This window comes from Telluribacter roseus, from assembly GCF_017355915.2.
In the GTDB taxonomy this organism is placed as follows: domain Bacteria; phylum Bacteroidota; class Bacteroidia; order Cytophagales; family Spirosomataceae; genus Telluribacter.
On sequence record NZ_JAFEUV020000016.1, the window covers coordinates 1 to 24,352 of the forward strand.

Annotated in this window: 20 protein-coding genes; 5 read left to right on the top strand and 15 right to left on the bottom strand. The window is 48.0% G+C overall.

Annotated elements, in window-relative coordinates:
• The first annotated feature begins 339 nt into the window (after nucleotides 1-339).
• Together JTN23_RS21880 and JTN23_RS21885 are read left to right on the top strand one after the other, a co-directional pair.
• Nucleotides 340-981, top strand: coding sequence for a DUF3471 domain-containing protein (locus JTN23_RS21880; RefSeq protein WP_247237204.1), 642 nt, complete (start codon nucleotides 340-342; stop codon nucleotides 979-981).
• 608 nt (nucleotides 982-1,589) lie between these two features.
• The gene (locus tag JTN23_RS21885) at nucleotides 1,590-3,188 is read left to right on the top strand and encodes a serine hydrolase domain-containing protein (RefSeq protein WP_247237205.1); all 1,599 of its coding nucleotides are present in this window, start codon (nucleotides 1,590-1,592) and stop codon (nucleotides 3,186-3,188) included.
• A gap of 78 nt (nucleotides 3,189-3,266) precedes the next feature.
• Here JTN23_RS21885 and JTN23_RS21890 read toward each other — a convergent pair whose 3' ends face one another.
• The 10 genes from JTN23_RS21890 to JTN23_RS21935 all read right to left on the bottom strand — a co-directional run bounded on the left by JTN23_RS21890 (nucleotide 3,267) and on the right by JTN23_RS21935 (nucleotide 12,806).
• Nucleotides 3,267-3,701 (bottom strand): DoxX family protein, encoded by a 435-nt coding sequence (locus JTN23_RS21890; protein WP_247237206.1) that lies wholly within the window; start codon nucleotides 3,699-3,701, stop codon nucleotides 3,267-3,269.
• Between the two features lie 100 nt (nucleotides 3,702-3,801).
• Nucleotides 3,802-4,332 carry a GNAT family N-acetyltransferase gene (locus tag JTN23_RS21895; protein ID WP_247237207.1) on the bottom strand — a complete coding sequence of 177 codons (531 nt, stop codon included), beginning with the start codon at nucleotides 4,330-4,332 and terminating at the stop codon, nucleotides 3,802-3,804.
• Nucleotides 4,333-4,341: 9 nt separating this feature from the next.
• The gene (locus JTN23_RS21900; RefSeq protein WP_247237208.1) at nucleotides 4,342-4,788 is read right to left on the bottom strand and encodes an AAA family ATPase; all 447 of its coding nucleotides are present in this window, start codon (nucleotides 4,786-4,788) and stop codon (nucleotides 4,342-4,344) included.
• Between the two features lie 98 nt (nucleotides 4,789-4,886).
• Nucleotides 4,887-6,953 (bottom strand): CHAT domain-containing protein, encoded by a 2,067-nt coding sequence (locus tag JTN23_RS21905; RefSeq protein WP_247237209.1) that lies wholly within the window; start codon nucleotides 6,951-6,953, stop codon nucleotides 4,887-4,889.
• A 7-nt stretch (nucleotides 6,954-6,960) separates the two neighbouring features.
• Entirely contained in the window at nucleotides 6,961-8,148 is a 1,188-nt protein-coding gene (locus JTN23_RS21910) for a S8 family peptidase (protein ID WP_247237210.1), read from the bottom strand.
• A gap of 216 nt (nucleotides 8,149-8,364) precedes the next feature.
• On the bottom strand, nucleotides 8,365-9,612 hold the full coding sequence (locus JTN23_RS21915; protein ID WP_247237211.1) for a hypothetical protein: 1,248 nt from the start codon (nucleotides 9,610-9,612) through the stop codon (nucleotides 8,365-8,367).
• A gap of 42 nt (nucleotides 9,613-9,654) precedes the next feature.
• On the bottom strand, nucleotides 9,655-10,227 hold the full coding sequence (locus JTN23_RS21920) for a hypothetical protein (protein WP_247237212.1): 573 nt from the start codon (nucleotides 10,225-10,227) through the stop codon (nucleotides 9,655-9,657).
• 94 nt (nucleotides 10,228-10,321) lie between these two features.
• Nucleotides 10,322-10,903 carry a papain-like cysteine protease family protein gene (locus JTN23_RS21925; RefSeq protein ID WP_247237213.1) on the bottom strand — a complete coding sequence of 194 codons (582 nt, stop codon included), beginning with the start codon at nucleotides 10,901-10,903 and terminating at the stop codon, nucleotides 10,322-10,324.
• Between the two features lie 47 nt (nucleotides 10,904-10,950).
• Nucleotides 10,951-12,342 (bottom strand): hypothetical protein, encoded by a 1,392-nt coding sequence (locus JTN23_RS21930; protein WP_247237214.1) that lies wholly within the window; start codon nucleotides 12,340-12,342, stop codon nucleotides 10,951-10,953.
• Nucleotides 12,339-12,806, bottom strand: a complete 468-nt coding sequence (locus JTN23_RS21935) for a hypothetical protein (protein ID WP_247237215.1) — start codon at nucleotides 12,804-12,806, stop codon at nucleotides 12,339-12,341. Before JTN23_RS21935 ends, JTN23_RS21930 begins: the two co-directional genes overlap by 4 nt.
• Nucleotides 12,807-13,619: 813 nt before the next feature.
• Between JTN23_RS21935 and JTN23_RS21940 the strand changes: the two genes are divergently transcribed.
• Nucleotides 13,620-16,175 (top strand): TonB-dependent receptor, encoded by a 2,556-nt coding sequence (locus tag JTN23_RS21940; protein ID WP_247237216.1) that lies wholly within the window; start codon nucleotides 13,620-13,622, stop codon nucleotides 16,173-16,175.
• Between the two features lie 193 nt (nucleotides 16,176-16,368).
• Here JTN23_RS21940 and JTN23_RS21945 read toward each other — a convergent pair whose 3' ends face one another.
• From JTN23_RS21945 to JTN23_RS21965, 5 genes are all read right to left on the bottom strand, one after another.
• On the bottom strand, nucleotides 16,369-16,608 hold the full coding sequence (locus tag JTN23_RS21945; protein WP_247237217.1) for a hypothetical protein: 240 nt from the start codon (nucleotides 16,606-16,608) through the stop codon (nucleotides 16,369-16,371).
• 145 nt (nucleotides 16,609-16,753) lie between these two features.
• Nucleotides 16,754-18,121 (bottom strand): S8 family serine peptidase, encoded by a 1,368-nt coding sequence (locus JTN23_RS21950; protein ID WP_247237218.1) that lies wholly within the window; start codon nucleotides 18,119-18,121, stop codon nucleotides 16,754-16,756.
• Between the two features lie 93 nt (nucleotides 18,122-18,214).
• The gene (locus JTN23_RS21955) at nucleotides 18,215-18,622 is read right to left on the bottom strand and encodes a hypothetical protein (RefSeq protein ID WP_247237219.1); all 408 of its coding nucleotides are present in this window, start codon (nucleotides 18,620-18,622) and stop codon (nucleotides 18,215-18,217) included.
• 589 nt (nucleotides 18,623-19,211) lie between these two features.
• Nucleotides 19,212-20,750 (bottom strand): DUF4394 domain-containing protein, encoded by a 1,539-nt coding sequence (locus tag JTN23_RS21960; protein ID WP_247237220.1) that lies wholly within the window; start codon nucleotides 20,748-20,750, stop codon nucleotides 19,212-19,214.
• Between the two features lie 198 nt (nucleotides 20,751-20,948).
• Nucleotides 20,949-21,878, bottom strand: coding sequence for a pirin family protein (locus JTN23_RS21965; protein ID WP_247237221.1), 930 nt, complete (start codon nucleotides 21,876-21,878; stop codon nucleotides 20,949-20,951).
• Between the two features lie 612 nt (nucleotides 21,879-22,490).
• Here JTN23_RS21965 and JTN23_RS21970 point away from each other — a divergent pair.
• The gene (locus JTN23_RS21970) at nucleotides 22,491-23,534 is read left to right on the top strand and encodes an LLM class flavin-dependent oxidoreductase (protein ID WP_247237222.1); all 1,044 of its coding nucleotides are present in this window, start codon (nucleotides 22,491-22,493) and stop codon (nucleotides 23,532-23,534) included.
• Between the two features lie 252 nt (nucleotides 23,535-23,786).
• Entirely contained in the window at nucleotides 23,787-24,209 is a 423-nt protein-coding gene (gene mscL / locus JTN23_RS21975) for a large-conductance mechanosensitive channel protein MscL (protein ID WP_310586741.1), read from the top strand.
• Nucleotides 24,210-24,352 lie beyond the last annotated feature (143 nt).

Here is a 24,352-nt window from a genome sequence, read left to right on the forward strand (position 1 = left end):
TTAGAGTAAGGCTAGCATTTTTATGGAGTTTCATAACCAACATAAACTATAAATTTTATACCAAATATTCTATAACCTTAGTAACCAGTACAGTTAGCTTCTAGCTATACACTTTCTGATACAGTAAAGCCCGCCCCTCCGGCGGGCTTTACTATTATAGAATAACTCCTTTACAGAGAAGATATTTTATCAGGCAGCACTATTTTCGGCTTTACGCTCAGCCTCCTCTCCCTGCCGCTTACATACAAATTTTACCTCCTATATTATAAATTCGTTAACTCTCTTTGCAGTACTCTCTCTTTTTCTATTTTTACATCATCATCTAACATATCTATTTCCATGAAAACAAGTACTTTACTCCTTTCCATACTGGTATCCTGCTCTGCTCCGACACTGGTTATGGCAAGCCACTTTCCAACTTCTCCCATTACAGCTACCCAGTCGGTAGCGGACCTGCAGGACTATGTAGGTACCTACAGAATAAGCGATCTTCCCTTCGACAAGATCGTCGTTACTACTCAAAACGGTAAACTGCACTACGTAGCCGGTGAATATGAAGGCGACTTTGCCGAAGTAAGTGGCAAGGCCGATACCTACAGCGCCAATAACGGCGAAGCCACCGTGACTTTTGTCCGTAATACCGAGGGTAAAGTAGAGCGCCTGCGACTACAGATCCCCGATGGTACCTTTGAAGCCCGGAAAGAAATGGCCAGCGCTGCCGCTCTTACTGATTATGTTGGCAAATATAAAATGGAAGGGCTGGACTTTGACCTCCTAACCCTGACGCTTAAGGACGGCCAGATTCATTTCCACGCGGACACGGTTCAGGGCGTATTTACACCCGTAGCCGGTAAGGCCGATACATTCGATGCCGAAGGACAGGCAATGGTAAAGTTCGAGCGCAACGCTCAGGGTAAAGTATCTAAGATCGTTGTCGATACCCAAGGCAGAACCTTCTCCGGCACTCCCATAGCTCAGTAAAGTACCTCTATAGATTCTCACAAGCCCCGCAGCAGTGCACTACTTCTGCGGGGCGTTTTTGTATACACTAATACTGATATTGTCTTCCTCCACCGGCGCCTCCGGCTCTTTATTGCTTTTCGGGGTATTGCAGTCTTTTGCCCTCCTCCGCCGGGCGGGCGGCGCTCTCCCCACGCCTCTGTGCTCTGCGGGCCAGCGCAGGGCTAACGCACAAAGGCCCACAGCGCAAGGTCGGCTTAGGGGAGAGCTGAGAAACTTCGCAAAGTGCCAACTTGTAACGATAGAATAGTTTAATAAATAATATTAATCCTATCGCTACTTAACATGAACTATGCAATTTCTAACAGCCCTCTCATAAGCCTCCTTATTTTATAAGCAGAAGGCGATAGCCCTGCGAAATAAAATACAGAGGCGTTGAGAGGGCGGGGCCCGCCCGGCCGTGAGGGCAAACGACAGCATTACCCGGAGAAGTTGAATTGAGCTAATGATCCCGACGGAGGAGGGCGAAAGACATTACTATCATAATATTAGGCTCAAAAGCAAAGTAGTTAGCATTGCTCTGATCCTTACTACAGAATATTGATATCAGAGCCAACCCACCCCCCCCTATGTCATCCAATCGCCGAGAATTCATTAAACAATTGGGAGCCGGTGCGGCCGGAGTAAGCCTGCTATGGGGCTTCCCCGACTCCCTCACCGCTTACCCCGTCAATACTCAAAAGCTGACGCGCAGTACCTCCCCCGAGGCGCAGGGCGTCAACTCTGCTGGGATCATCAACTTCCTGGACGCGGTGGCTAACAGCAAACACGAGTTTCATAGTATCATGATCCTGCGGCATGGACAGGTAGTTGCTGAAGGCTGGTGGAACCCCTACCGCCCCGACCTGAAGCATACCATGTACTCCATGAGCAAGAGCTTTACCTCCACGGCCATTGGACTGGCGGTGCACGAGGGTAAGCTGACGGTAGAGGATAAAGTGGTTTCTTTCTTCCCCGATAAGGTACCTCAGCAAGTAAGCGACAACCTGGCGGCTCTACGGGTGAAAGACCTGCTCACCATGTCGGTAGGGCACGAGAAGGATTCTACACCCGAGATACGTACGGAAGACGACTGGGTTCAGAAGTTCCTGTCGCTGCCTATCACCTACCAGCCTGGTACCCGATTCCTATACAACAGCGGCGCTACCTACATGCTCTCGGCCATTGTGCAGAAAGTAACGGGACAGCGCGTCCTGGACTACCTGAAACCACGGCTGTTTGACCCGCTGGGCATTGAGGGAATGGATTGGGAGCGCGACCCGAAGGGCATTGATACCGGAGGCTGGGGCCTGCGCGTCCGGACGGAGGACCTGGCGAAGTTTGGACAACTGTACCTGCAGAAAGGCCAGTGGAATGGCAAGCAACTAATTCCCGCCGCCTGGGTCGAAGAAGCAACTACGTTCAAAATCCAGCAACCAGTACCCGCCGACAATCCCGGTGCCAAGGAGAAGAGCGACTGGCTGCAGGGCTACTGCTACCAGTTCTGGCGGTGCCGCCACAACGCCTACCGGGGCGACGGGGCCTTTGGCCAATACACCATCGTCATGCCCGATCAGGATGCTGTCATAGCCATTACCAGCCAGACCAGCAATATGCAGGGCCAGCTCGACCTCATCTACGAGCACCTGCTCCCCGCTATGCAGGGTAAATCCTTACCGGCTAATGCCCAATCAGCAACGGCCCTAAAGACCAAATTGGCCGCGCTGAGCCTGCCGCCCCTCCCGGCCCAGAAAACATCACCTATGGCCGCTAAGGTATCGGGCAAAATCTTTAAGGTAGAGGATAATACATTGAATATCCAAACTGTTTCCTTCAATTTTGGGAAAAACAGCGGTACCCTTACCTTCAAGGACGCCAGTGGCACCTACCCCATCACCGTTGGCCTTGGGAAGTGGAAAGAGGGCGTTACCTCCCTGCCCGGCACACCTCCCAACTTGGTAGTAACCAAGGTACGTAACATTACCAGCGCCTCCCTGGCCGCCAGCGGTACCTGGAAAGACGATAGTACCTTTGAGATGCTATGGCGGTATATTGAATCCCCCCACCACGATCGGGTAACCTGCCGCTTCGATGGCGACAAGGTAAGCCTCCAGTTCAGGAACAGCATCGTCGCCATGAATCCCTCGGCGAAAGATTCCCGTCCGGAGCTTAGAGGACAGCTTGTGTAGGAGAAATAGACTCCGTGCGTAGTGCTCGAGGGAGTACTACGCACGTACTACCCAAATCTTCCTCATGCCTTCTGGGGGCTACTGAGCTACTCCCGAAACAGCAGAACGGTGGTAGACGTGGGATTGAGCACTATCCTTACGCTGAGATTGCAGCTTGTGGTACGTGAGGTAGGAAATGGTCAGGATCGCCAGCACAAAGAGCGGGAACAGACTGTACTCCCCTATTCCATCCACGACCCAGTGGCTCACGCTGGCGGAGAGCATGGTAAATACAAATCCGGCATACGCCCACTCTTTGATCCGCGCCGGTACCAAAGGCAGTATCAATGCCAGCGCTCCCGCCACTTTAAAAACCGACAGCATCACCCGAAAGTAGTCCGGGTAGCCCAGGTGCCGGATACCCTCCACCGCTACCTCCGTATGGGTGGTAAGAGCCGGCATGACGCCTTCAAAAAGAAAGATAAATCCGGTGGAAGCCCAGTAGGTAATTTTGAGTGCTTTAGTAGTAGCCATAGTTTCTGGTGTTTTGGTTACTACAAAGTAAGCTTCCCTATCCAACTTCGAGGCGGTGCGTTCAGGACATTAAGGGGGGCATTTACGACAATCTACAGACCTACTTCATCAGTCTATACACGTACACATCCCGATCCGCCCACCGCGTCTGCTTCTCCCTGATCAGACCGTTCTTCTCAGCCACTCGCTGTGACTTGATGTTCCGGATGTCGATGATGGAAATGATGGAGGGAGCCAACCCTTGCTCAAAGGCGTAGTCGATAAAGAGCCGGGCGGCCTCGGGCGCATACCCTTGCCCCCAGTATCTGGGCAGAATATGGTACCCTACTTCCAGTTCCGTCTGACCGTCCACTTCCTGTAGCAGGAGCCCGCACTGGCCGATCAATTCACCCGTCTGCTTGTGAACAAGCGCCTGCAGGCCATACCTGTTTTCCCGGTAGCGCCCCAACTGCCGGTTGATCCAGTATTGGGCTTTTTCTTCTGCCGTATCCAGACAAAAATCCGGAAGATACGCCACCGCTTCCGTGTCCTCAAAGAATTCAGCCCAAGCCATGGCGTCTTCCGGTACTAAAAACCGCGTATACAGCCGCTCCGACTCTAACTGATCCTGATAGGTGTAGGAATTATTCATACAATAAAGTTAAGAAGATGGCTGCCATTCTCTCACCACAAAGCCTTCCTCTCCGATCCGAACATAGTACAGTTCGTCAAAGCCTTCCTCGTAGCCCGGCCTTTCCAGCCGCTTGTAGGCACCTCTGATCCCTATTTCAGGTATGTTCTCCTTACCGGTTCGTGTACTATTTCGCCGTATGGCATCCTCCACCTTCGACTCAAAGTAGTACCCCACCACCCTGAACTTCCTCGCCTTAGCCGCTTCGATGTACTTAGCCCGCTCCACCTTCGTCAGATTGGTATTATCCACCACAAACTTCTGCTGCGTACGCAGGCAGAGCTCTATAAACTGGCTCTCCTTATTCCTCGTATTCAACATATCCAACGAGATTCGTATATGCGTCTTCAGGAAGTGATTCCGGTAAAAGGTAGTCTTACCCGTAGCCTGAAGGCCGCAGAAGATGATGGCTTGCATTTAGTGGGTAGTTGTTGTTTCCTAATTCCTACTATGCCAACATGGGCAGGAGTGAGATGGTTTTAATAGCAATCTGAAACAACATACAAAATAGCACTCTACTTCCAAGCTTCCTCTGCTTCTTCAGGAAAACGGTCGAATACTTGTTCAGCCAGCTGAGCTACTGGTTGAATATCACAGAACTCTGAGTACCACTCAACATATCTTAAGATTTGTCTCCGGGTAGAATAAACAGCAAAAGATTTTCTCCCAGAGATATTGATTAAGGCATCGGTATGATCTTGAGATAATTGAGCAGCATTTTCAGATACTTGAAATAAACTAGGAATAACTTTAGAGAGAAGATAGAGTTCAATCAAATTTCCATGTGCCCAAATTGTAGATTGACGGTCTTCGCTGTGAAGGTCGTAAGATGAAAGTAGTTGTGTCATAGTCCATAATGCACCTACCTTTTTATCAGGCTGATCGAAATCTTTAAACTCTGGAAAATTAGCCCCTGTCTGCTCAACAAATTGACTTTCAGGAAACTCACTACTTAAGCTCATTACAATTGTTAAAGATAAGTATTGTACAGCTGCCCAACTTTTAGAACGATCTGCTAAAAAAGCGTCCCAATAATGGTTTCGTGACTTTCTTAATAACTCAAAAGATTCTTTTCTGTCACGTAATGCATTTGAGTTTACATTTGGGTTACGGCTAGCGGAGAATAATATTTCAGCCTGCCTTTTCTCTGTGCTAGCAAGCAAGCCACAAATACGGGCTCTATGTTTTGGCCAACGCAGCAAAAGCCGTTCAAGTCGTTTTTTTGCATCATTGATACGATCTCGCGCCTCCTGAAGCAGACTTTGAATTGATTCAGGAGGACTTTCCTGACTCTCAATAGATCTTTTGTCTTTGATTTTTTTTGATAAATGACGTGTTGCTTCATCCGCATGATTCATAGCGGCATTTATACTTCGCATTGCTTGCTCAATCTGAATTTCAGGCAACTGCTGATTGAACTCAGCAGGCAATGACACGTAAGCAGTTAGACTTGCCCAATCGTGTGTATTAGGAAATTGAGCATATAACCGTCGGCGTAGATCATAGAGTAGCAAACGAGGATCAGTCCCCCAAAGTAGACCTTCATACAAGCATTCAACTAATCGCACAGATCCAGCAAATGAAAGCGGAAACTGGCTTGCAACTACAAGTGGTATACCTGCTTCGTGCAAAGCATGAGCTATACTTGCACCTGCCCCAACAACAGAACCTCCATTCGCACTGTCACAACTGGCCAAGCTCACAACTGCAGGTCTTGCTAGTGGATTACTCTCTGGACGTAAAGCTGCACGTAGAGCCGCAGCTAAACGAGGGCCACTTATATAATCAACTTCGTTGGGATCTTGTACTCCATGAAGTGCTAAATAAAATCTGGTATCATAAACCTCATTTCGTTCGACTCCATGCGCTAAGATATGTATATGTGTAAATGGTTTTTGTGCGTTTGATGCACAAGCCTGTTCTATAGCTTCAATAGACGCATCCTTCAGTACAACTAAGTGCTCCTCAATACGTGAATTATCAACATTCAAATCTGATTTATTGTGATACTTGACCCATGGAGCGATTAACTTTCTTAGAGCTTGTAAGTGCATTTCGTATGGTATAATACCTACCACAGGAGGTGATGCTGCCACGAAAAGTATACGAGGAGCAAGAGGCCAAGCAAATGGGTCATCACCTGTACGTCTTATTTCACGAGTTAGGCAAATAGGCATCTGCGGCTGCAGGAGCAAGTGCTGCCCTGACCCGGGAAGTCCGTTTGGTGCCTGTGCCAACTCAAATGGCAATAATGCAAGCTCCGATGCTGACAGTATTAATCGAAGGTGAGTAAGCCTTTCATCCGTAGAATCTGATTTGTTGGACTCTGCTGTTAATCCAGGAATCATTCCTAATATTTCACCGACTATACGAGCTGTGTCGGTAAGCTGGAATCCTCGGGCTGTTTCATCAACACCATATCTTAGGCCACTGAGCCTGTGTAAAAACTGATAGTGCTCAAAGGGAATATGAAGAGTAACAGACGAATGGTTTTCACATAATGCCATATATGGCGTCAAAGGAGACAACAATTGATTATGTGCTGGACCGTGACGCAGCAGCTCAAGCGTGATCGTACGCATAGTTACTCTAACCTTGAGGTGCTGTGACCATTCCTGTACCTACATCGAATGGATCGAAACCTGCCATCAAACCATGTGTGGCTCCAGATGCAAGTAACCTTGCAGTAAGAATATTTAAATTTAAAGATCCAGAGCTTAGAAGCTTTTCAGCCCATAAGGCAGCAACTCCGGCTACATGGGGAGTAGCCATACTAGTTCCACTCATCTGTTGCAATCCACCACCAGGCTTAGCTGAAATGATACCTACTCCTGGTCCAGAAATCATAGCCCCAGTATTAGAAAACGGTGCAACACTAAATCCTAAAGCGTTCTCCATAAGAGCCGCCACTGAAATAAAACCGTTAGAAACAGCCGGGGGACTGACAGCAATCTCGAAATCAGGATGTTGATCTTTCCGACTTTCATTACCAGCCGCACCAATAAGGAGGGTAGTCTGAAAGAAAGAGCTACCGGCTTGAACAAGCTGAGCCATCTTTTCAAAGAGTTGAACGTTAGCTCTGTAACCTTCCAAAGCTTTGGAGGTTGCTAGATCAATAGGCATGCCGCTCCTTGTCAGGCTTTCAACAAATCCTGGAAAATCTATTCCAAGCGACATAGAAATGACATTAGCTCCATTTTGAGTGGCCCAATGAATGGCATTGATTATACTTGCGCTTGAACCACTATTATCTCCTAATACCTTACCTATAAGCGCTTTTTTTATACCTGGAGCAACACCTATACGTAAACCATTAACATCTCTTCCAAAGATAGTACCAGCACAGTGAGTACCGTGTCCATTGGTGTCACCATTTCCCTCTCCTGTAAAATCTTTTTGTATCACATTAACACCTACAAAGGCAGGGTGTGTAGCATCAATGCCTGTATCAAGTACAGCTACTACGATACCATTACCAGTAAAAGGCGATGTATCTGCTCCAACGGCTTTAACTCCCCATGTTATAGTATGTGCAGCAGGTTGCAACACATTCTGAATGTCCAGCGGTTTCACCAACTTCATCGGAATAACTGGAGCTACTGCAACTACATCAGTGTCTCGTGCTAGTTGTGGTAAGTTGTTCCTATCAAGATTATCAACCTCAACAGTCATGCTAGCGGCAGCAGCCTCTAAAGTGCTTGCCTTTGCAGCTCCTCCAAGAAATATATCTCGATTGGCAGCCTTCTTTACACGAAGTATAACATGCTCTTCTTTCATGAATTTGTGTATTTGATACTAGGTTAATAAAGATTTAGATAGGCTTTTGGAAACATTTTATGACGCAATAATCAACTTGAAAATTTCTGCCAACTCCGCTCGAACTGACAAACCTGCATTCCTATTATGGACTTTCGGAACTAAATATGAATGATATAAGGGATTTTTTATACACAAAATGTCTGTTACGTGGTGGCTAATCTCTGAATATAATGTTTAAACTAATTTTTTGTCTGAAGCAGAAGAAGTATTGCTCATTTCCGAAGATTCCATATAAGGACTGTATGCGCAACGATTATCAGAAAAATGAATGTTGCCCTTCTGATCAAAAATGAGACAACTTAATTGAGTACCACCTGAATGCAGCACCTTTGTTGATCGAAACAAATTTTCTTTAACTTGGCTACTTCCACTCAAACAAGCTGTAAGTTTTAATATATAAGTAGTAGATTCTTTTAATATTGTAACTAACCTTTCTGCCCGCATTACCAATGCCCGAGTTGATACTCTTGTATTTTGATCGATTGCCAATAACATCAATTCTAATTGTAAAAATGCTTCTAATGAACTTTGTAGAGACGACAATGCCATATTTAACTCCTGCATTCGTACCTCCAACGGTCTTCTGTCGGGTAAGTCTATTTCTGATTGCAACTTCTGTTCAATCTGTTCAAGTTCGTCTTTAATCCGTTTCTGCAAATCATTCGCATTGTTACTGTGAATTTTAACTTCCATAAACAACTTCGTGAATGCCGAATTCTCTGAACCTTGATTAATTGCATGTACAGGATAGAATGCTGGATAAAAAATCTTCCAATTATGTTTTGTTTTCTTCACTGCATCAGCAAAACAACTCACAATTAATTCTTCATCAGTACCAATGTCATAATTGATAAACGTAGTATTTGTCTTTAAAAGTGAAAAAATATCAGCAGCTGTGCGCAAAATGCCTGCTGCTGCAAAACCTACTGACAAGGGAGTAACAGAACCTCCTGCTGCATTTTGCTGTGATGACTTCTCAAGCACAGTGGTGGCTGCTTTAATATTATCTTTTATTATACTTTGCAGTTCAGACAGTTGATCCATTGTAGCTAAATATAATTCAATCGCCGGAAGATCTGCTGCATTATAAATGACAAAGGTTATCTCTTCTCCTTTAAAGCTTGAATTATTATTCATCTCTTCAACCAACAAATTTATTAAATCAGTCAAGCACTTGTAGGCAAGTATTCTCGTTTCAATAAAGTTTCCATTTGCCGTTAATTTTCCTTCCAGAGCTTTTACATCAGGACCTTTCCAAGCTTCCCTTTCTGCATCACGTGCTGCCTTCTGAGCGTCAGTAAATTGCTTGTCAGCCTTAGCTTCAGCTTCGCGAGCCTCTGCAATCAGTTTACGAAGGTTGGCCTCTGCGGTTAATTGCTTTTGCTGCTCAGTTTGTGATGCATTTTGATTTGTATCGGCCATATTACATGAAGGTATCTGGAATATAACTAGCTTATTTACATTTTATCCACCTAATCTGTCATCAGATAGATCATAGTCTTTTGCTGCTTCCTTTAATATATCAAAGAAGGTCTTCTTATCATATATCATATTTTTTTCAAAAAACCCCATGGTTCGCACCGGAATATAAAGGTCGGCATTTGCACCTGTTTCCTTATGTAACCAAATGGCATCTACATGTATGGCTGGTACCCTCAAAGCTCTTACTTCGTAGTCCTCCTCCTCCATTCCGCTAGCAAATATTTCATCTAGGGCAGATTCATAATCTTTAATATAATCGTGATCTTTTAGCATTTGGGGTTCCAATCCTGAACCTCCAGCAACATGTAAATCATAAATCCTTTCAAAGTTAGTGTCAGATGCATCAATCACACGCACTCCAGAAGACTTTGGCATTGGATCTTCGGAAGATTTTAAAGAAGACAAGCCAACCATATAAGTTTCATGAGGCATCACCAAATCGGTTCTTGCTCCTCCTGTTTCGCTAAAAGCTCCAATAGCGCCCTGCTGATCTTGATTTTTAATCGCGTAGACCTTTAAGAGATCCTCTGGTTTTATACTTTTGAACTTGAACATTGATTGCTATTAGTATTGAATTAATTTGTAAACTCGAATTAATAATCGATTAGCTAAAGCAGTAGAAACCTGTGCGCGAAAACATTTATAGAGACTAAATCACAATTATATTTGGTTTTGTTGTATAGCTGTGTGTCCATCTGCCAGATCCCTGATAGGCATCTAGAAAAGCGGTTTCTGTAATTTCAGATTTGCCATAAATCGGATCATCAATGCTGTAGTAATTAACGCCATTCAAGGTTCTACAACCATAAATAACCATAAAATGACCGCCTCCGCCCCACCATCCGACTCGAGCACAGACTACCCGGTCATTTTTTAATTCTCCTTCCACCTGTTGAAAAGTAAAAGGTGCTGATTGGGAAACAAAATTATTGGTTACAGTAAGTGCTTCATCAAGATACCAAGGCTTGTTGCAAGGAGACGGGTTTTGACAGCAACTGGAGCCCATAATTAATTCTGCCACCTCACATTGAGTCCAACTACTATCTTGATCATAAAATTGTGAGACGCTGACCGAGGTAGCGGCCCAGCACCACTGCGTTTGAATTTGAGGCTGCATATCAAATGAAAGCAGTACAGGAGGAACTCCTCCTAATGTATCTAGACTGCCTTCCGCTAAAATTAGAGAAAGCGCGTTGTACTTTGTAATCGCATGTTTCAATGTTTCAGGCATATTTTACAATTTAGAAGTTCACTACTTTGAAATCAAATCCTTAAGGCTTATGAGTCGGGTTTACGAGGGCGGTTAACAAATCCAATAATCGAGTTGATACTAAATCTAGTAACCACTCCGAAGGTCAGCTTTTTCAGTGGAGGCCGTATGCTGCGTTCGGCTTCCGGCTTAGCCATTTCAATATTGTTGTTGATATCTGGTAACTCTACATAAAGCCCCCCAAGAAATTTACTTTTGCTACCGAGGAAATACAGTCCTAAGCCTAAATTGGATATATTTTTAAGGTAGGCTGTATCGCGACTAGCCATAGAGCCGCGGTAGTATAGGTTAGTAATCAATCTTGATGTGTCACCTAACGCAAACTCTTTTAATAAATCAATATTCAACTGATTACTCGCGACTTTGGCGTATTTACCTGAATAGCCAGTAATTTTCTTTTCTGAGATAAGCTCCTGATTGCCAGATGCGTCTGTTGTTCTTAAAGTGTATTCTTTACTGATGAGGTTACTAGAGAAATTGTCGCCATCTACGTAAGCATAAGTAACTCCTAACCAAACATTACCAATTTGTGCATTCATACCGACACCAAACACCCCACCTCTGTATAGAGTATCTGTAAAGGATTTACCAAGTGAAGTAGTATTGAGTCCAGTATACAGCGAAAAATTTCGTGCGTCGATACCCCCAAAAACAAAAGGTGTTAATCTTAGAACAGTATGGTTATCGATAAAATCGCTGAAAGCTAAATTAATCGCCTTTGTTTCATCATCCCTTGAGTAACTTTCATAATAAATTCTTTGCCTTGGTTCTAGTAAGGCTTTGAAAGCAATATTGAAAGCTTCAAGTCTTTTGTCTTTATCAGCTAGTATTGCCACAATAATACGTCTTAGTGCAAATGCATCTGGACTTTCTGATACTTTCTTTATTAGATCCTGCCCCTTTGACGTTCTAAAGGTTTCATCTTCGATGAATGGCAAAGATTCCTTAATGTAGTCGGCAATGTCTGATCGATAACTTTCGAATAATATACGTAGTTTCTCTTGCTCTCGTTTGTTTGCAGCAACAACACCAGAACTCTTCCAAGCATCTAAAAGTGATTTATTGTTATTAATATTAAAGCCCAAAAACCCATAAAAGTTACCTGCTGGAACTATATCACCACTTTGGAACAGGTTTCCTATACCTGAGCTATTTTTAACTGACAGATTTCCACCTATAAACCAATTTTTAAAAGGTGTACTATTACTACTACTAAGTGCTTTACTGTAATTGTTAGCACCTACTGTTATTTCACTTTTCCCTATATCAAAACCGACAGCGACGCCGTTCAAAGGCAGTATAACCGCCCCTTTTCCTTCGGCACTTTGAGTTAAGAACTGTGTTTTTCCTTTCAAGGTTGAAATACAAAGGAATAACAGTAAAATACTTCTTTTTGTCATATAGGTAGCTTTTCTAGTACATTTAGTTTCAAAAACCCATTACCTCCATGAGTAAATTCTTTCGGTGAAGAAAAAATATCTTTCCCAAGAAACTTCAATGATAGAGCGACTCGCCCGCCTGCATTGTCTTCTTTTGCCAGCCCTATTATCCGAACTTTCGGCTCTGGACTCGGATCATTTATACACGTAGTAAATTCACCAGATCCATCGGGATTATCTTTTTCAAATTCTTCAACGATTAGTGACAAAACTGATGCATTCTGTGTATCGAAAGAGTAGGAGAACTTGTTATCGGGGCAACCTGCACCTCCTGCCGCGTCTAGCGAATGAAACCGGTTCAGTCTTGGCTGTACAATACTCTCCTGCCTGACAATTATTTCAACTGTTATTTTAATTGGAATTTCAGGAATACTGAGAGCTGTTACTTCCTTACTTTTAGAAGTTTTAGGTGTTTGTTTGGCCATAACAAATTTTGATTTTTAGTTAGATTTGAACAACTACCTCTAGCTACTTTTGACGTTGTTGGTGTTATCATCACCAACCTTTTCCATTACAATAGCCAACTTGCCTAGCAATGACAGCTGGACTTGAAAATCTATTGATAAAGGAAATATCAATAGATTGCTTTCTGTTTTATACAATTGATAGCTACTTACGATAAACGTATCTAGCAAATAAGTAGGATAGCCTAAAATTTCTCTATTTATTTAATGACCCTATCAACCGAATTATTCCTATTTCAAATTCTTTCTAAATGTATAAAATGGATAATAATTTCAAAAAAACTGGCAAGGTTTTTGGCAAAAAATTTATCTAACGGTTACAATGCCCCTTATTTTGGTTTAAAAACGATTTCCTTGGTTTCTACTTGCCTCAGCAACAATTAGTAGGACTATCGACGGATTATTTAAAAATCTAGTATAGCAGTATTAACAACTCATCTACATTTTTGCAGGAATAGCTCTGCAATTACTCTTCTCTTACCTAAAAGCTTATTCCCTCCTAGCTGCAGCGATCTATTTAAATCAATGACACGGCCAAAAGGATGTATATAAGAAGCTCTTGCACATTTACTCCAGCACTTCTCCCCTTCTCTAAACTACTATGCTCTTAAACCATTTCGATTTTCAAACAATCCTACAAAAACAATCCCCCTCAAACAAAGTGTTTAGTAAGACCAATGTCTAGCGCTCGTATGTCAAGCTGGGTACTAGCCACTGGTGCATTGATTCACTACATTACACCCCGCTAACCAACCTAAACGATGAAGTAGTACTATGAAGAATCTATTACTTATTATTATGCTTTGCCTCACTCACTTGGCTTATGCGCAAAGAGTCACAGGTACAGTCCGGGATGCCAATGGAGAAGCCCTGGCGGGAGCCTCGGTGGTGGAGAAAGGCACTACCAATGGGACCAATACGGATGCCAGCGGGGCCTTTACAATCACTACCCAAACGGACAATACGGTGCTGGTGGTGTCGTTTGTGGGTTTTCAATTGATGGAAGTGCCAGTCAATGGCCGGACGAGCCTGACCATTACGATGGAGGAGACGACCACCCTGCAGCAGGTGAATGTGGTGGGGTCGCGCAACCTGAACCGATCGGTGACGGACTCCCCGGCTCCCATTGATGTCATAGATATCCGGGAGGTGACGACTAAGACGGGGCAACTGGATATTAACCAGCTGCTGCAGTTTACAGTACCTTCGTTCAACTCCAACCGGCAGACGGGCTCCGACGGAGCCGACCACGTAGACCCGGCGACGCTGCGGGGACTGGGGCCGGATCAGACGCTGGTACTGGTCAACGGCAAGCGGCGGCACCAGTCGTCGCTGGTGAACATATTCGGTACCCGCGGCCGGGGCAATACGGGTACCGACCTCAACGCCATTCCGGCGGCGGCCATTGAGCGGATCGAGGTACTGCGCGACGGGGCTTCGGCCCAGTACGGTTCGGACGCTATTGCGGGGGTGATCAATATTGTCTTGAAATCCAATGTGAACGAGTTTACGGGAAACCTCAACTTCGGGACCTACTCGGCCAGCTACCGCTACGATGACAGGAAGTTTGACGGGGGCAACATTAACGTCAACGGCAACTACGGCTGGCGGATCGGGAAGGATGGCTTCCTGAACCTGACGGCCGACTACAACTTCCGCGACCATACCAACCGGGCCAATACTTCTCCCGAAGACGAGCTGCAGCGCCGCCAGTACGGTGATCCTAAGATCCAGAACACGTCGTTCTACGCCAATTCGGAAATACCCGTAAGCGGCAACGTACGTCTATATACGTTTGGCGGACTAAATCTACGCAAGGGCGATGCTTACGCCTGGACGCGCTTCGCGGATAGTGACCGCAATATACCGGCCATTTACCCCAATGGATTTGATCCGATCATTTCCAGTGATATTATTGACGGTTCACTGGCGGCCGGTATCCGGTTTGAACTGAAAGGCTGGGCGGGTGACTTTGGCAATGTGTTTGGCTCCAACCGGTTTCTCTTCGGAGTGAACAATACACTCAATGTCTCTCTAGGCGAGCAGTCGCCCACCGCTTTCGACGCGGGTGGCTTCCAGCTGCAGCAGAACGTTACGAGCCTCAACTTTACCCGCTTCTTTAAGGATAAACTACAAGGACTAAACCTGGCCTTCGGGGCCGAGTACCGCCGGGAGTGGTACCAGATCTTTGCCGGCGAAGAAGGCTCCTACCGGGCCTACGACATCACCAAGCCCGCCGGTTCGCAGGGCTTCCCTGGTTTCCAGCCCGGTGATGAGGTACAGGCGAGCCGCTCCAACGTAGGTGTGTACTTCGACGCGGAGGCTGATTTCACCAGGGCCTTCATGGTAGGAGCGGCTCTGCGTTTCGAGAATTACAGTGATTTTGGAAGTACCCTGAATGGAAAGCTGTCGAGCCGCCTCAAGGTGAGTCCGGCCTTTACCCTGCGGGGTACCCTGAGTACGGGCTTCCGGGCTCCGTCGCTGGCACAGATCTACTTCAACTCCACCTTTACCAACTTCGTCAACGGACAGGCCGTACAGGCGCTACTGGCCCGTAACAACAGCCCCGTGACGCAGGCACTGGGCATTCCTCCGCTGAAGCAGGAGACCTCCACCAACGCCAGTCTGGGCTTTACCAGTCGGCTGGGCAGTAATCTGAGTCTGACGGTGGATGGGTACTACGTACGCATCAGGGACCGGGTGGTACTTACGGGGCAGTTTAGCAGTGATGATGAGGCAATCGGAGCGGACCTGCAGCGGCTGGGGGTAGAGAAAGCGCAGTTCTTTACCAACGCCATCTCTACCCGGACGCTGGGTATGGACATCATCCTGGCCCACCTGGCTTCCATCGGACGGGGACGCCTCAGCACCACGCTGGCCGCCAACTTCAACTGGCTGGACTTCGACCCGGAAACGGATATCCAGACCACCGAAAAGCTGGCCGGTAAAAAGGATATCTACTTTGACCTCAGGGAGCAGTACTTTCTGCGGGCGTCGGCGCCACCGTCCAAGATCAACCTGACGCTGGATTACGGCATCAACAAATGGAGCTTTATCGTGCGCGCCATCCGTTTCGGTGAGGTACAACTGGCGAACTGGGACTACGACGAGAATAGTCTGGATATCTATGCTCCCAAAGTAGTAACGGATATATCGCTCGGCTACCGGCTGAGTCCGCACCTGGGGCTGACGATAGGTGGCTCTAACGTTTTTAATGTATACCCTACCCCATCCAGCCCATTGGTAACCGAGACGGGTGGAGCCTGGGACCCGGTACAGATGGGTAGCAACGGGGCGTTCTGGTTTGCGAAATTTAATATTCGCCTGTAAGGAAGACATTCCTTTTACACCTTCTTGGTCTCCTCAGCGGGAGAAAGAAGTTGTCTATCAGTAAGTCATAGGTAGCAATGCGCCTCTCCTGCTTCAGGAGAGGCAATTGCATTTATACTCTTTCTTTAAACGTGTTTTTCCCCTTCCTGAGGGTACCTTCGGCGGCGGTATCGGATAGGGCTACCGAAGCTGGCTACCAGGTTACAGGATCATCGGACGGGGGTAGTTGGATGTCCGCATCCGGTGAGACATCAGCAATGCCGGGCATAGATCGTAGCTGGTGAGCCACCTCCTCACTGGCCGAGCCGGTCAGGCAGCCGATCTGATCCAGTACCTGCTCCACTTTAAAGCCCTTCCTGGTGACTTCCTGCCGGACTTCATTCAGGTCTCTTTCACCAGTGGTGGTCACAATCCATTTTTTGCTTTCAGCCATAGCAGTGTTAGTAGTTATCGCTGATTGTTGATCAGCATGCAGCGCCTGTAATAACAGGACAATGAAGAATCCTCTTGTAAACATAAGATAAAGTTGCCAGTAGGCAACAAGGTACCTACTGGCAACAGTTCTGTTTCGCATGGGCTCAGGGAGCTTGCACAAGTCCGGCTCCTACCCGAGGATGTTTAGGTGGGTACGGCGGGAAAAACGGTGGGAATCGTCTGGCCGTTTGCTCTAACTTGCGCCATAACGTAATACCCCGCATATTAGGGGAGGTCTCAGCCCATAAGGCCGCGCAACCTGCCACATGCGGGGTAGCCATACTGGTACCACTGATGGTTCTGTACCGGGTAGGACGAGGCCAGGATGAGAATACATTTACACCCGGACCTGATATATCAATCTTTCCGAACGCAGAGGTAGGTGCTGGTCTCAGGGTGGAATCAAGCGAGGCTACTGCCATAACAGTAGGAGAGTTGGCAGGTGCACCCGTCGGCCCAGCGTGATTACCTGCTGCCGCAATGATCAGACAGTTATTGTTCAGGGCGGCCTGACCTGCTGCGGTGTAGGCTGGCTGCACACCTATGGGGGCTCCTAATGACATCGAGATCACAGCACACCGATTGGCAATAGCCCAGTTCATGCCCGCCAGTACTCCGGCCATGGTACCTGATCCTGAGTTGGTCAGTACTTTACCAATGAAGATCGAGGAGCGAAAGCCAATACCATAGCGGGGCGTGGTACCCGACGGAGCTTTGGGACCGCAGGCAGTACCGGTACAATGGGTACCGTGTCCATTCAGATCCTGTACCGGCTGACCGACAAAGGACCGGCTCACAATAGGACGCCCTGCAAAGTCGGGATGTCCCAGATCAAACCCGGTGTCCAGTACAGCTACCTTGATGCCTACCCCACTCCGGACACTAGGAGGTACCTTACAGGCATTCAGCCCCCAGGTAGCACCAAGTACCTGTATCTCTTCTTCGAGCTCTACCTGCGAGTGACCATTGCCATACCCGTTGATACGCATCTCCTTGGCGATAATTTCCGTAGCCTGCAGAAATCCCCGCAAAAACTCGGCGGAGCCGGTAGTGGTGGGTTCGGCCAACTGAGCGTACTGGGCAGCAAACTGAAAGTACTCAGGATCAACGGACTCAATCGGGCTGTCACTGGCAATCTCGAACTGAGCATTCATACTTCGCTCCTGTGCAGCCTCTCCACCGATCAGCGCTACGTTGATTTCTGGAAACACCAGTGCGTCGGCATCTCCTACATTTTCCAGCGTGGCGGCCTGGTTCTCAAAGTCACGGGCATCGGCTACGCGCATACCCTGCGTAGTACCCAGGGAGCGCAGGCCTTCTTCGCTGGCTCCTTCTTTGAAGGTTACCAGATAACGACCTGTCTCAAGGCTGTCATCGCCGCGTTCCATAGCGGCGAGCAGGAGTTCTTCTACCGAAGAGGAAACTCCATTAGAGGACGAGCCTCCTGAGGAGCCATTGGTTTTCTTTGCCATGATAGTAACGTTTTTTGGAGTTAAACTTGATGGGACTGAAGTCACTGAGACGTAATGGTTTGGCACTCTGGAGGCGCCACCGGAGTCCGGTCACTAAGGATTGACTATCAGGTAGTCCATTCGCACCCGGATGGGAGCATTCCACTCTACATTAAGCCTTACCACAATAGCCCCGTTTCGTACGGCAACATTATGCACGGTATAACGGGCATTTCCAATAAAGCCTTCGTTAGCGCCACCCCCAAATTCAGTAGCTGATACAAATACCCGGGAATTCGCATTGACAGACCCTATATTGAGCGTATACGTCTTCTGCCCGTTATGATTTCCCCAGTCGTGACGGTAGGTGAATCCGGTTCCATGTAGATTCTGAGCCGAAAGATCTGACCCGCCCGGAAAAAGCGATTTAATCTCTGCCTCGTCAACTGTCTGAATAACTTCCCCCTGTAATGAGGTGGCGGCCATTGGCTCCAGGTCCAGTGTTTCCTGATAATTTTTCATAGAAGTAAAAAGTTAAATGTGAAGTGATTAATGTAACCACTGCCTTAGTCGCTAGAAGCGCGAAGGACGGAAACAAAAAATGCCCAACACATGAAGCTTTTTTTATTTGAAGTCACAAGCCAGGGCCATGCGCGTACCTTGCCAAGGGTCTAAGGAGTACTTATGGGGATAATCTTGAAGCAGACGGCTTATGAAAATATATCGGTAGCATAACTTTACATACCCTAATGATATCAACCTACCTAAAGCGAATGCGCCTCCCCTGAAACAAGGGAGGCGCATCTGTTTTATCTATCTGTATTATGCTTTTTATTCCATCAGGAAAGCGCCTGCGGAAGAGGACTGCCCGCCTTCCTTCCAGTCGGCTTTAGCCGCTTCAATGTACTTAAAGCTCCTTCTGGTGTTGTCAGGCAGTAATATCCACCACAAACCGCTCCTCTGTACGTAGCCCCACTTGCATAAACTCGTACAGGCAAAATGGCTTAAATCAGATACTCCATCCACCGCAGATATAACTGACTTAGCAAAAAAACAGCGGCACCGAACGTGTTCGGTACCGCTGATGGGTGAGTATCATGACGGATAGTGACTATAAGCCGAAGCCCAGGGCAAAACCCTTAGTCTGGGCGGGGAAGTCAGCGAGTTTGGTGGCCATACCGTTGGTGAGGTTTATGGAATAGAGCCCTGTGGTACCCCCAACGGTCAGGAGTGCGTAGGCATTTCCTGAAGTACCTCCTATATCGAAGCCGTTGGCCGCTTCCACGTCTACCCCCAAGTTACCGATCTCCTGCAGACCACCGTCGTTGGGCGGATTCTGACGATACAGTTTATTGGACTGGCTGTCGATATCAAAGAGCGTAGTGGTGGTGGCTCCGGCGAAGCTATTGGTATACGCCGCCCCGTTAACAAAAGGTACCCCCATAGCCGGGGCCAGGATATTGAGCGGGCCATCAACAAGCGTAGCTCCGTCCATAACATTGATACGAAGGTTTTGACCCGTATTGCTCACTACCCGCAGGCGGTCAGGTACGGGGTTAAAGTCCACCCCAAAGCTGGTACCGTTCAGACTGACACTCAGCGTAGAACGCACGGTGGCTTCGCCGTTGGCGAGGTTGATGGTATACAGTACGCTGTTGCTACCCAGCGCGTGCAGCTGGCCGTTCACGGGCCGGAAGTCGATGCCCTCTATACTCACTCCCGCCGGTAATCCGGTGATGGGTTTGGTAATGGGGCTAAGGGGACGGGAAGTTGGGTTAAAGATGAGCAGGTTGTTGGAGGTATCGACGGCGTAGGCTACGGGATTAGCGGGAATGGCCAGACCAATGATAGTACCCGACGGCAGGTTGCCGATTTTTTGTAATCTACCCGTACTAAGGTCAACGGAGTTGAGCTCCCAACTACCTTGGACCTGCACCGAAGCAATACCGAAGGTACCAGTGGGAGCGATGTCAAAGCCACCCACGGCCGTGATGTCTAGCCCCAGCGGACCTACCTCCTTAAGGCCACCGGCATTAGGGGGATCCTGCAGGTACAGCTTATCGGTAGTAGGATCAATGTCAAACAGTTGCGTTGAGGTAGTACCGGCAAAGCTATTAGTATAGGCTACTGCGCCTATCATCGGATTGGGGTAGCCGTTCAGATTCCCGTCGGGAGTTACCACCGCGCCCGTTTCGGGATGCAGGCGGAGATTCTGGGTCGTGTTTGATACCAGGCGGATGCGGTCTACGGTAGGGTTAAAATCAAATCCGACGGTAGTGCCGCTGAGTGCGGGGGTGAAAGGTCCGGCTCCCAGGGCCGTGGCAGCCCCTGACTGCAGGTTGATGTGGTACAACCTGCTGCTGTTTCCAATACCGTACAGCTGACCGGTAGCGGGACGAAAATCAATGCCCAGTAGCAGCTCACCACTTTGCAGGCCGGTTATGGTCAGGGTGCGCAGGGGCGTTTGGGTGCTTCTTACATTCAGTTCGTACAAACGATTGTCGTCAGTAAGGGCGTAAAAAATCTGGTCAGGCAGGTCGGGCGAGGCTGGTGGCAGTCGGTGATCTTCACAGGCCTGAAGGACGAGTAACGCGACGACCAGGCAACTAGTAAGAAGCCCGCGGAAAGAACATAGATTTTGAATCTTCATGTACGTAAAATTGAGTGCTGGAATGATTGTTCCCCCGATTTACGTCTTGAAGGCTCTATTAGATCTTTGTAATTAAACTTTTTTTGGTAAGCCCCGGAAGAAAGTATAGCCGGGGCAATTACTAATAAAGACTGAACCTGTAACCGTCCTCTCCCTCCTCAACAGATGGCGGTGACTGAGCCACAACCTTCCAATAATTTACGAAAGTGCCTGCGGCGGCGGATTTCCTGCCGGGGGACTACCTGCCGGACGGGAATGGTCTTCGGGCAGCGGTACAAACTCCTGATCGTCGTTAGGGGGCAAGATGATCCGGCCTTCCTTCCAGTCGGCCTTGGCCTGTTCGATGCGCTCCTTGCGAGAAGACACGAAGTTCCACCAGATAAACCGCTCGCCCAGCGGCTCCCCGCCCAGCAGCATCAGGGTAGTAGGCTCCTGGGATATGATCACCGGATCTACGCCCTTAGTAAAGACCAGCATCTGCCCCGCCGCGTAGCTCCTACCCGATACCTCCACACTTCCTTTGGCGATATAGAAGCCCCTCTCAGTATGTCCAGTAGGTAGTCCGAAACGGGCACCCCGGTCCAGCACCACATGCAGATAGAACAGAGGCGAGTGCGTCTGGACTCCGTTTTTCAGGCCAAAGGCCTCTCCCGCGATCAGCCGCATCCACACACCGGTATCGGTGAAGATGGGCAGCTGCTCGGGCTTATAATTGTCGAAGGAAGGAGCCGCTTCCTCATCCTTCTCGGGCAGGGCCACCCACGTCTGTATCATTTCCAGTTGTCCGCCCGCCAGGGCCGCCGGGTCTTCAAAGCGTTCGGAATGGGCAATACTCCTCCCAGCCGTCATCCAGTTGACCTCACCCGGACGGATCACCTGCTCCACGCCCAGGCTATCGCGGTGGGTGACCTGCCCGCCAAACAGGTAACTGACAGTTGAGAGCCCGATGTGGGGGTGCGGCAGTACATCCATCTCCGGTGCGGTTTGTGGCTGGATCTCCACCGGACCGGCGTGGTCCATAAAGATAAAGGGGCCAACCATCCGGCGGAGCCGGAAAGGTAGTATTCTTCGCACATCCATACCCGGGCCAATAGAGGCTTTTCGGGCTTCAATCACAATGTCTAGCATTTTTGGGGTATGTGGTTAGGGGTATTTATATAGCTCTAAAAGTACTTATTAGTAGGCTAATTATACTTTTTTGCATATTGATTTCTTCGCCCTCCTCCGCTGTTTGCTTTGCGCTAGTTCAACATCACTGGGTAATGCTGTCGTTTGCCCTCACGGCCGGGCGGGCCCCGCCCTCTCAACGCCTCTTAATTTTATTAGCACCTGTCGGGCAATAAAATAAGGAGGCTTATGAGAGGGCTGTTAGAGAATGCATAGGTCATGTGTCGTAGCATCATATCCTATTTTATCATTACAAAAAAAGAGTAATTAAAATCAGCAATTTATACCTATTTTACTATTAGGCACTCTACCAAATTTTCCAGCTCTCCCCTAAGCCGACCTTAGCCTGTGGGCTTATGTGCGGCTGGCTTTGCGCAGGCCCGCAGGGTACAGAGGCGTGGGGAGGGCGCCGCCCGCCCGGCGGAGGAGGGCAAAAGACAGCATCTCCATAAAAAGTTTGAATTTGCCCTAAAAAACACATTTTAGTCAACACTTCATCAAAATAGCATGCACTGCAACCTATTGAACCCCTCCTAATGTTACACACATAAAAACCATGTACCTACATCAATTATGGAAATAGGAATTACCACTTTTGTTGAAAATACCCCGGACCCGGCTACTGGCAAGCTACTGAGCCCCCACCAGCGGATGATGAACCTGATGGAGGAGATCGAACTGTCGGACCAGCTGGGGCTGGATGTGTTCGCTATCGGTGAGCACCACCGCCCTGACTTCGTGGTGTCGTCCCCAGCGGTAGTACTGGCCGCCGCCGCCGTCAAGACCAAAAGCATCAAGCTATCGAGCGCCGTAACGGTACTGAGTTCGGATGATCCGGTGCGGGTGTTTCAGGATTTTGCCCACGTGGATCTGCTTTCGGGTGGGCGGGCCGAGGTGATGGCCGGTCGTGGTTCGTTCATTGAGTCGTTCCCGCTGTTTGGCAACGATATGAAGGACTACAACACCCTCTTTGCCGAAAAGCTGGAGCTACTGATTCAATTAAATAAAAGCGAAAAGGTCAGCTGGAAGGGCAAGCACCGTCCCTCCATCGACAACCGGGGCGTGTACCCCCGCCCTCACCAGCCGGAGTTGCCCATCTGGGTGGCGGTAGGCGGTACCCCTGAGTCAGTCGTGCGGGCCGCTAACTATGGCTTACCCATGGCGCTGGCTATTATCGGCGGAGGACCGGAGCGATTTGTTCCTTTTACCAAACTCTATAAAGACTACTACAATAGAGCGGGGCATGATCCGGCTAAGCTGCAACTGGCCATCAACTCGCACGGCTACATCGCCGATGATTCGCAGAAGGCGGCGGATGAGTTTTACAAGCCCTACGCCTACGTGATGAGTAAGATCGGACGCGAGCGCGGATGGTCGCCGATGGATCGGGAGCACTACGAAATGATGCGCGAACCGGATGGCTCGCTACTGGTAGGCAGTCCGCAGCAGGTGATTGACAAGATCCTTTGGGAGTATGAGTTATTCGGCAACACCCGTTTCCTGCTGCATATTAGCGTAGGCACCCTACCTCACGACAAAGTAATGCGCGCCATCGAGCTACTAGGTACCGTAGTGGCACCGGCTGTGAAGAAGGCCGTAGGTGCTACGGTAAAGTAATCATCAACTTAAAGTACCCCCTACTGATAGGAGCAGGTGCCTGGCTGATAAGGTAGACTCCACCGGAGCCTCCTGAAGTTACCAGCTGAGTATCTGCCTCCTATCTTTTTTAGTACCCCTCCCTGCTTGTCACTATTAGCCTCCTAGTATGTTACAAAGTTTTACTAAGCACCTATTGCTTTATAATAAAATTAACAGGAAATTTTAGGTCGCAGTTTATACACTATTCACCACTAAAACTTTTCTTAGCACATGAGCATGTTATCGGAGTTCAAGCAGTTTGCTGTTAAAGGCAACGTCATTGATTTAGCAGTAGCCGTTGTGATTGGTGCCGCCTTTGGTGCCATTGTTTCCTCCCTGGTAGCGGATATCATTATGCCTCCCATTGGTGTGATCACGGGCGGCGTGGATTTCACCGAATTAAAACTACAACTCACCCAACCCGTGATAGAAAACGGCGCGGTAGTACGGGAAGGCGCCTCTATCAACTACGGCAACTTTATCCAGACCATTATCAATTTCCTTATTATAGCTTTGGCCATCTTCTCCATGGTGAAAGCCATTAACAGCATGAAGCGCAAGGAGGAAGCCGCTCCGGCCACTCCTACCCCGACCAAAGAAGAACTCCTCCTTACCGAAATACGGGACTTGCTGCGGGACCGTAAGCCCCTTTAACCGACTGGACGACACTAGTATATACATATTGAAAGTCAATGAGGCTGGTCCACTGGACCAGCCTCTTTTTTGTGCCTATACGACTAATTTATTTGCAACATAGTTGCATAAGAGTGGTCGCTAGTTATATTTGCAACGTCGTT

Coding starts and splice junctions, on each gene's coding strand:
- JTN23_RS21925 (WP_247237213.1), bottom strand. CDS start 10,903: ATGCCTGAAACATTGAAACATGCGATTACAAAGTACAACGCGCTTTCT.
- JTN23_RS21905 (WP_247237209.1), bottom strand. CDS start 6,953: ATGCGTACGATCACGCTTGAGCTGCTGCGTCACGGTCCAGCACATAAT.
- JTN23_RS21900 (WP_247237208.1), bottom strand. CDS start 4,788: ATGCAAGCCATCATCTTCTGCGGCCTTCAGGCTACGGGTAAGACTACC.
- JTN23_RS21970 (WP_247237222.1), top strand. CDS start 22,491: ATGGAAATAGGAATTACCACTTTTGTTGAAAATACCCCGGACCCGGCT.
- JTN23_RS21895 (WP_247237207.1), bottom strand. CDS start 4,332: ATGAATAATTCCTACACCTATCAGGATCAGTTAGAGTCGGAGCGGCTG.
- JTN23_RS21920 (WP_247237212.1), bottom strand. CDS start 10,227: ATGTTCAAGTTCAAAAGTATAAAACCAGAGGATCTCTTAAAGGTCTAC.
- JTN23_RS21945 (WP_247237217.1), bottom strand. CDS start 16,608: ATGGCTGAAAGCAAAAAATGGATTGTGACCACCACTGGTGAAAGAGAC.
- JTN23_RS21930 (WP_247237214.1), bottom strand. CDS start 12,342: ATGACAAAAAGAAGTATTTTACTGTTATTCCTTTGTATTTCAACCTTG.
- JTN23_RS21880 (WP_247237204.1), top strand. CDS start 340: ATGAAAACAAGTACTTTACTCCTTTCCATACTGGTATCCTGCTCTGCT.
- JTN23_RS21885 (WP_247237205.1), top strand. CDS start 1,590: ATGTCATCCAATCGCCGAGAATTCATTAAACAATTGGGAGCCGGTGCG.
- JTN23_RS21910 (WP_247237210.1), bottom strand. CDS start 8,148: ATGAAAGAAGAGCATGTTATACTTCGTGTAAAGAAGGCTGCCAATCGA.
- JTN23_RS21960 (WP_247237220.1), bottom strand. CDS start 20,750: ATGAAGATTCAAAATCTATGTTCTTTCCGCGGGCTTCTTACTAGTTGC.
- JTN23_RS21915 (WP_247237211.1), bottom strand. CDS start 9,612: ATGGCCGATACAAATCAAAATGCATCACAAACTGAGCAGCAAAAGCAA.
- JTN23_RS21940 (WP_247237216.1), top strand. CDS start 13,620: ATGAAGAATCTATTACTTATTATTATGCTTTGCCTCACTCACTTGGCT.
- JTN23_RS21935 (WP_247237215.1), bottom strand. CDS start 12,806: ATGGCCAAACAAACACCTAAAACTTCTAAAAGTAAGGAAGTAACAGCT.
- mscL (WP_310586741.1), top strand. CDS start 23,787: ATGAGCATGTTATCGGAGTTCAAGCAGTTTGCTGTTAAAGGCAACGTC.
- JTN23_RS21955 (WP_247237219.1), bottom strand. CDS start 18,622: ATGAAAAATTATCAGGAAACACTGGACCTGGAGCCAATGGCCGCCACC.
- JTN23_RS21965 (WP_247237221.1), bottom strand. CDS start 21,878: ATGCTAGACATTGTGATTGAAGCCCGAAAAGCCTCTATTGGCCCGGGT.
- JTN23_RS21950 (WP_247237218.1), bottom strand. CDS start 18,121: ATGGCAAAGAAAACCAATGGCTCCTCAGGAGGCTCGTCCTCTAATGGA.
- JTN23_RS21890 (WP_247237206.1), bottom strand. CDS start 3,701: ATGGCTACTACTAAAGCACTCAAAATTACCTACTGGGCTTCCACCGGA.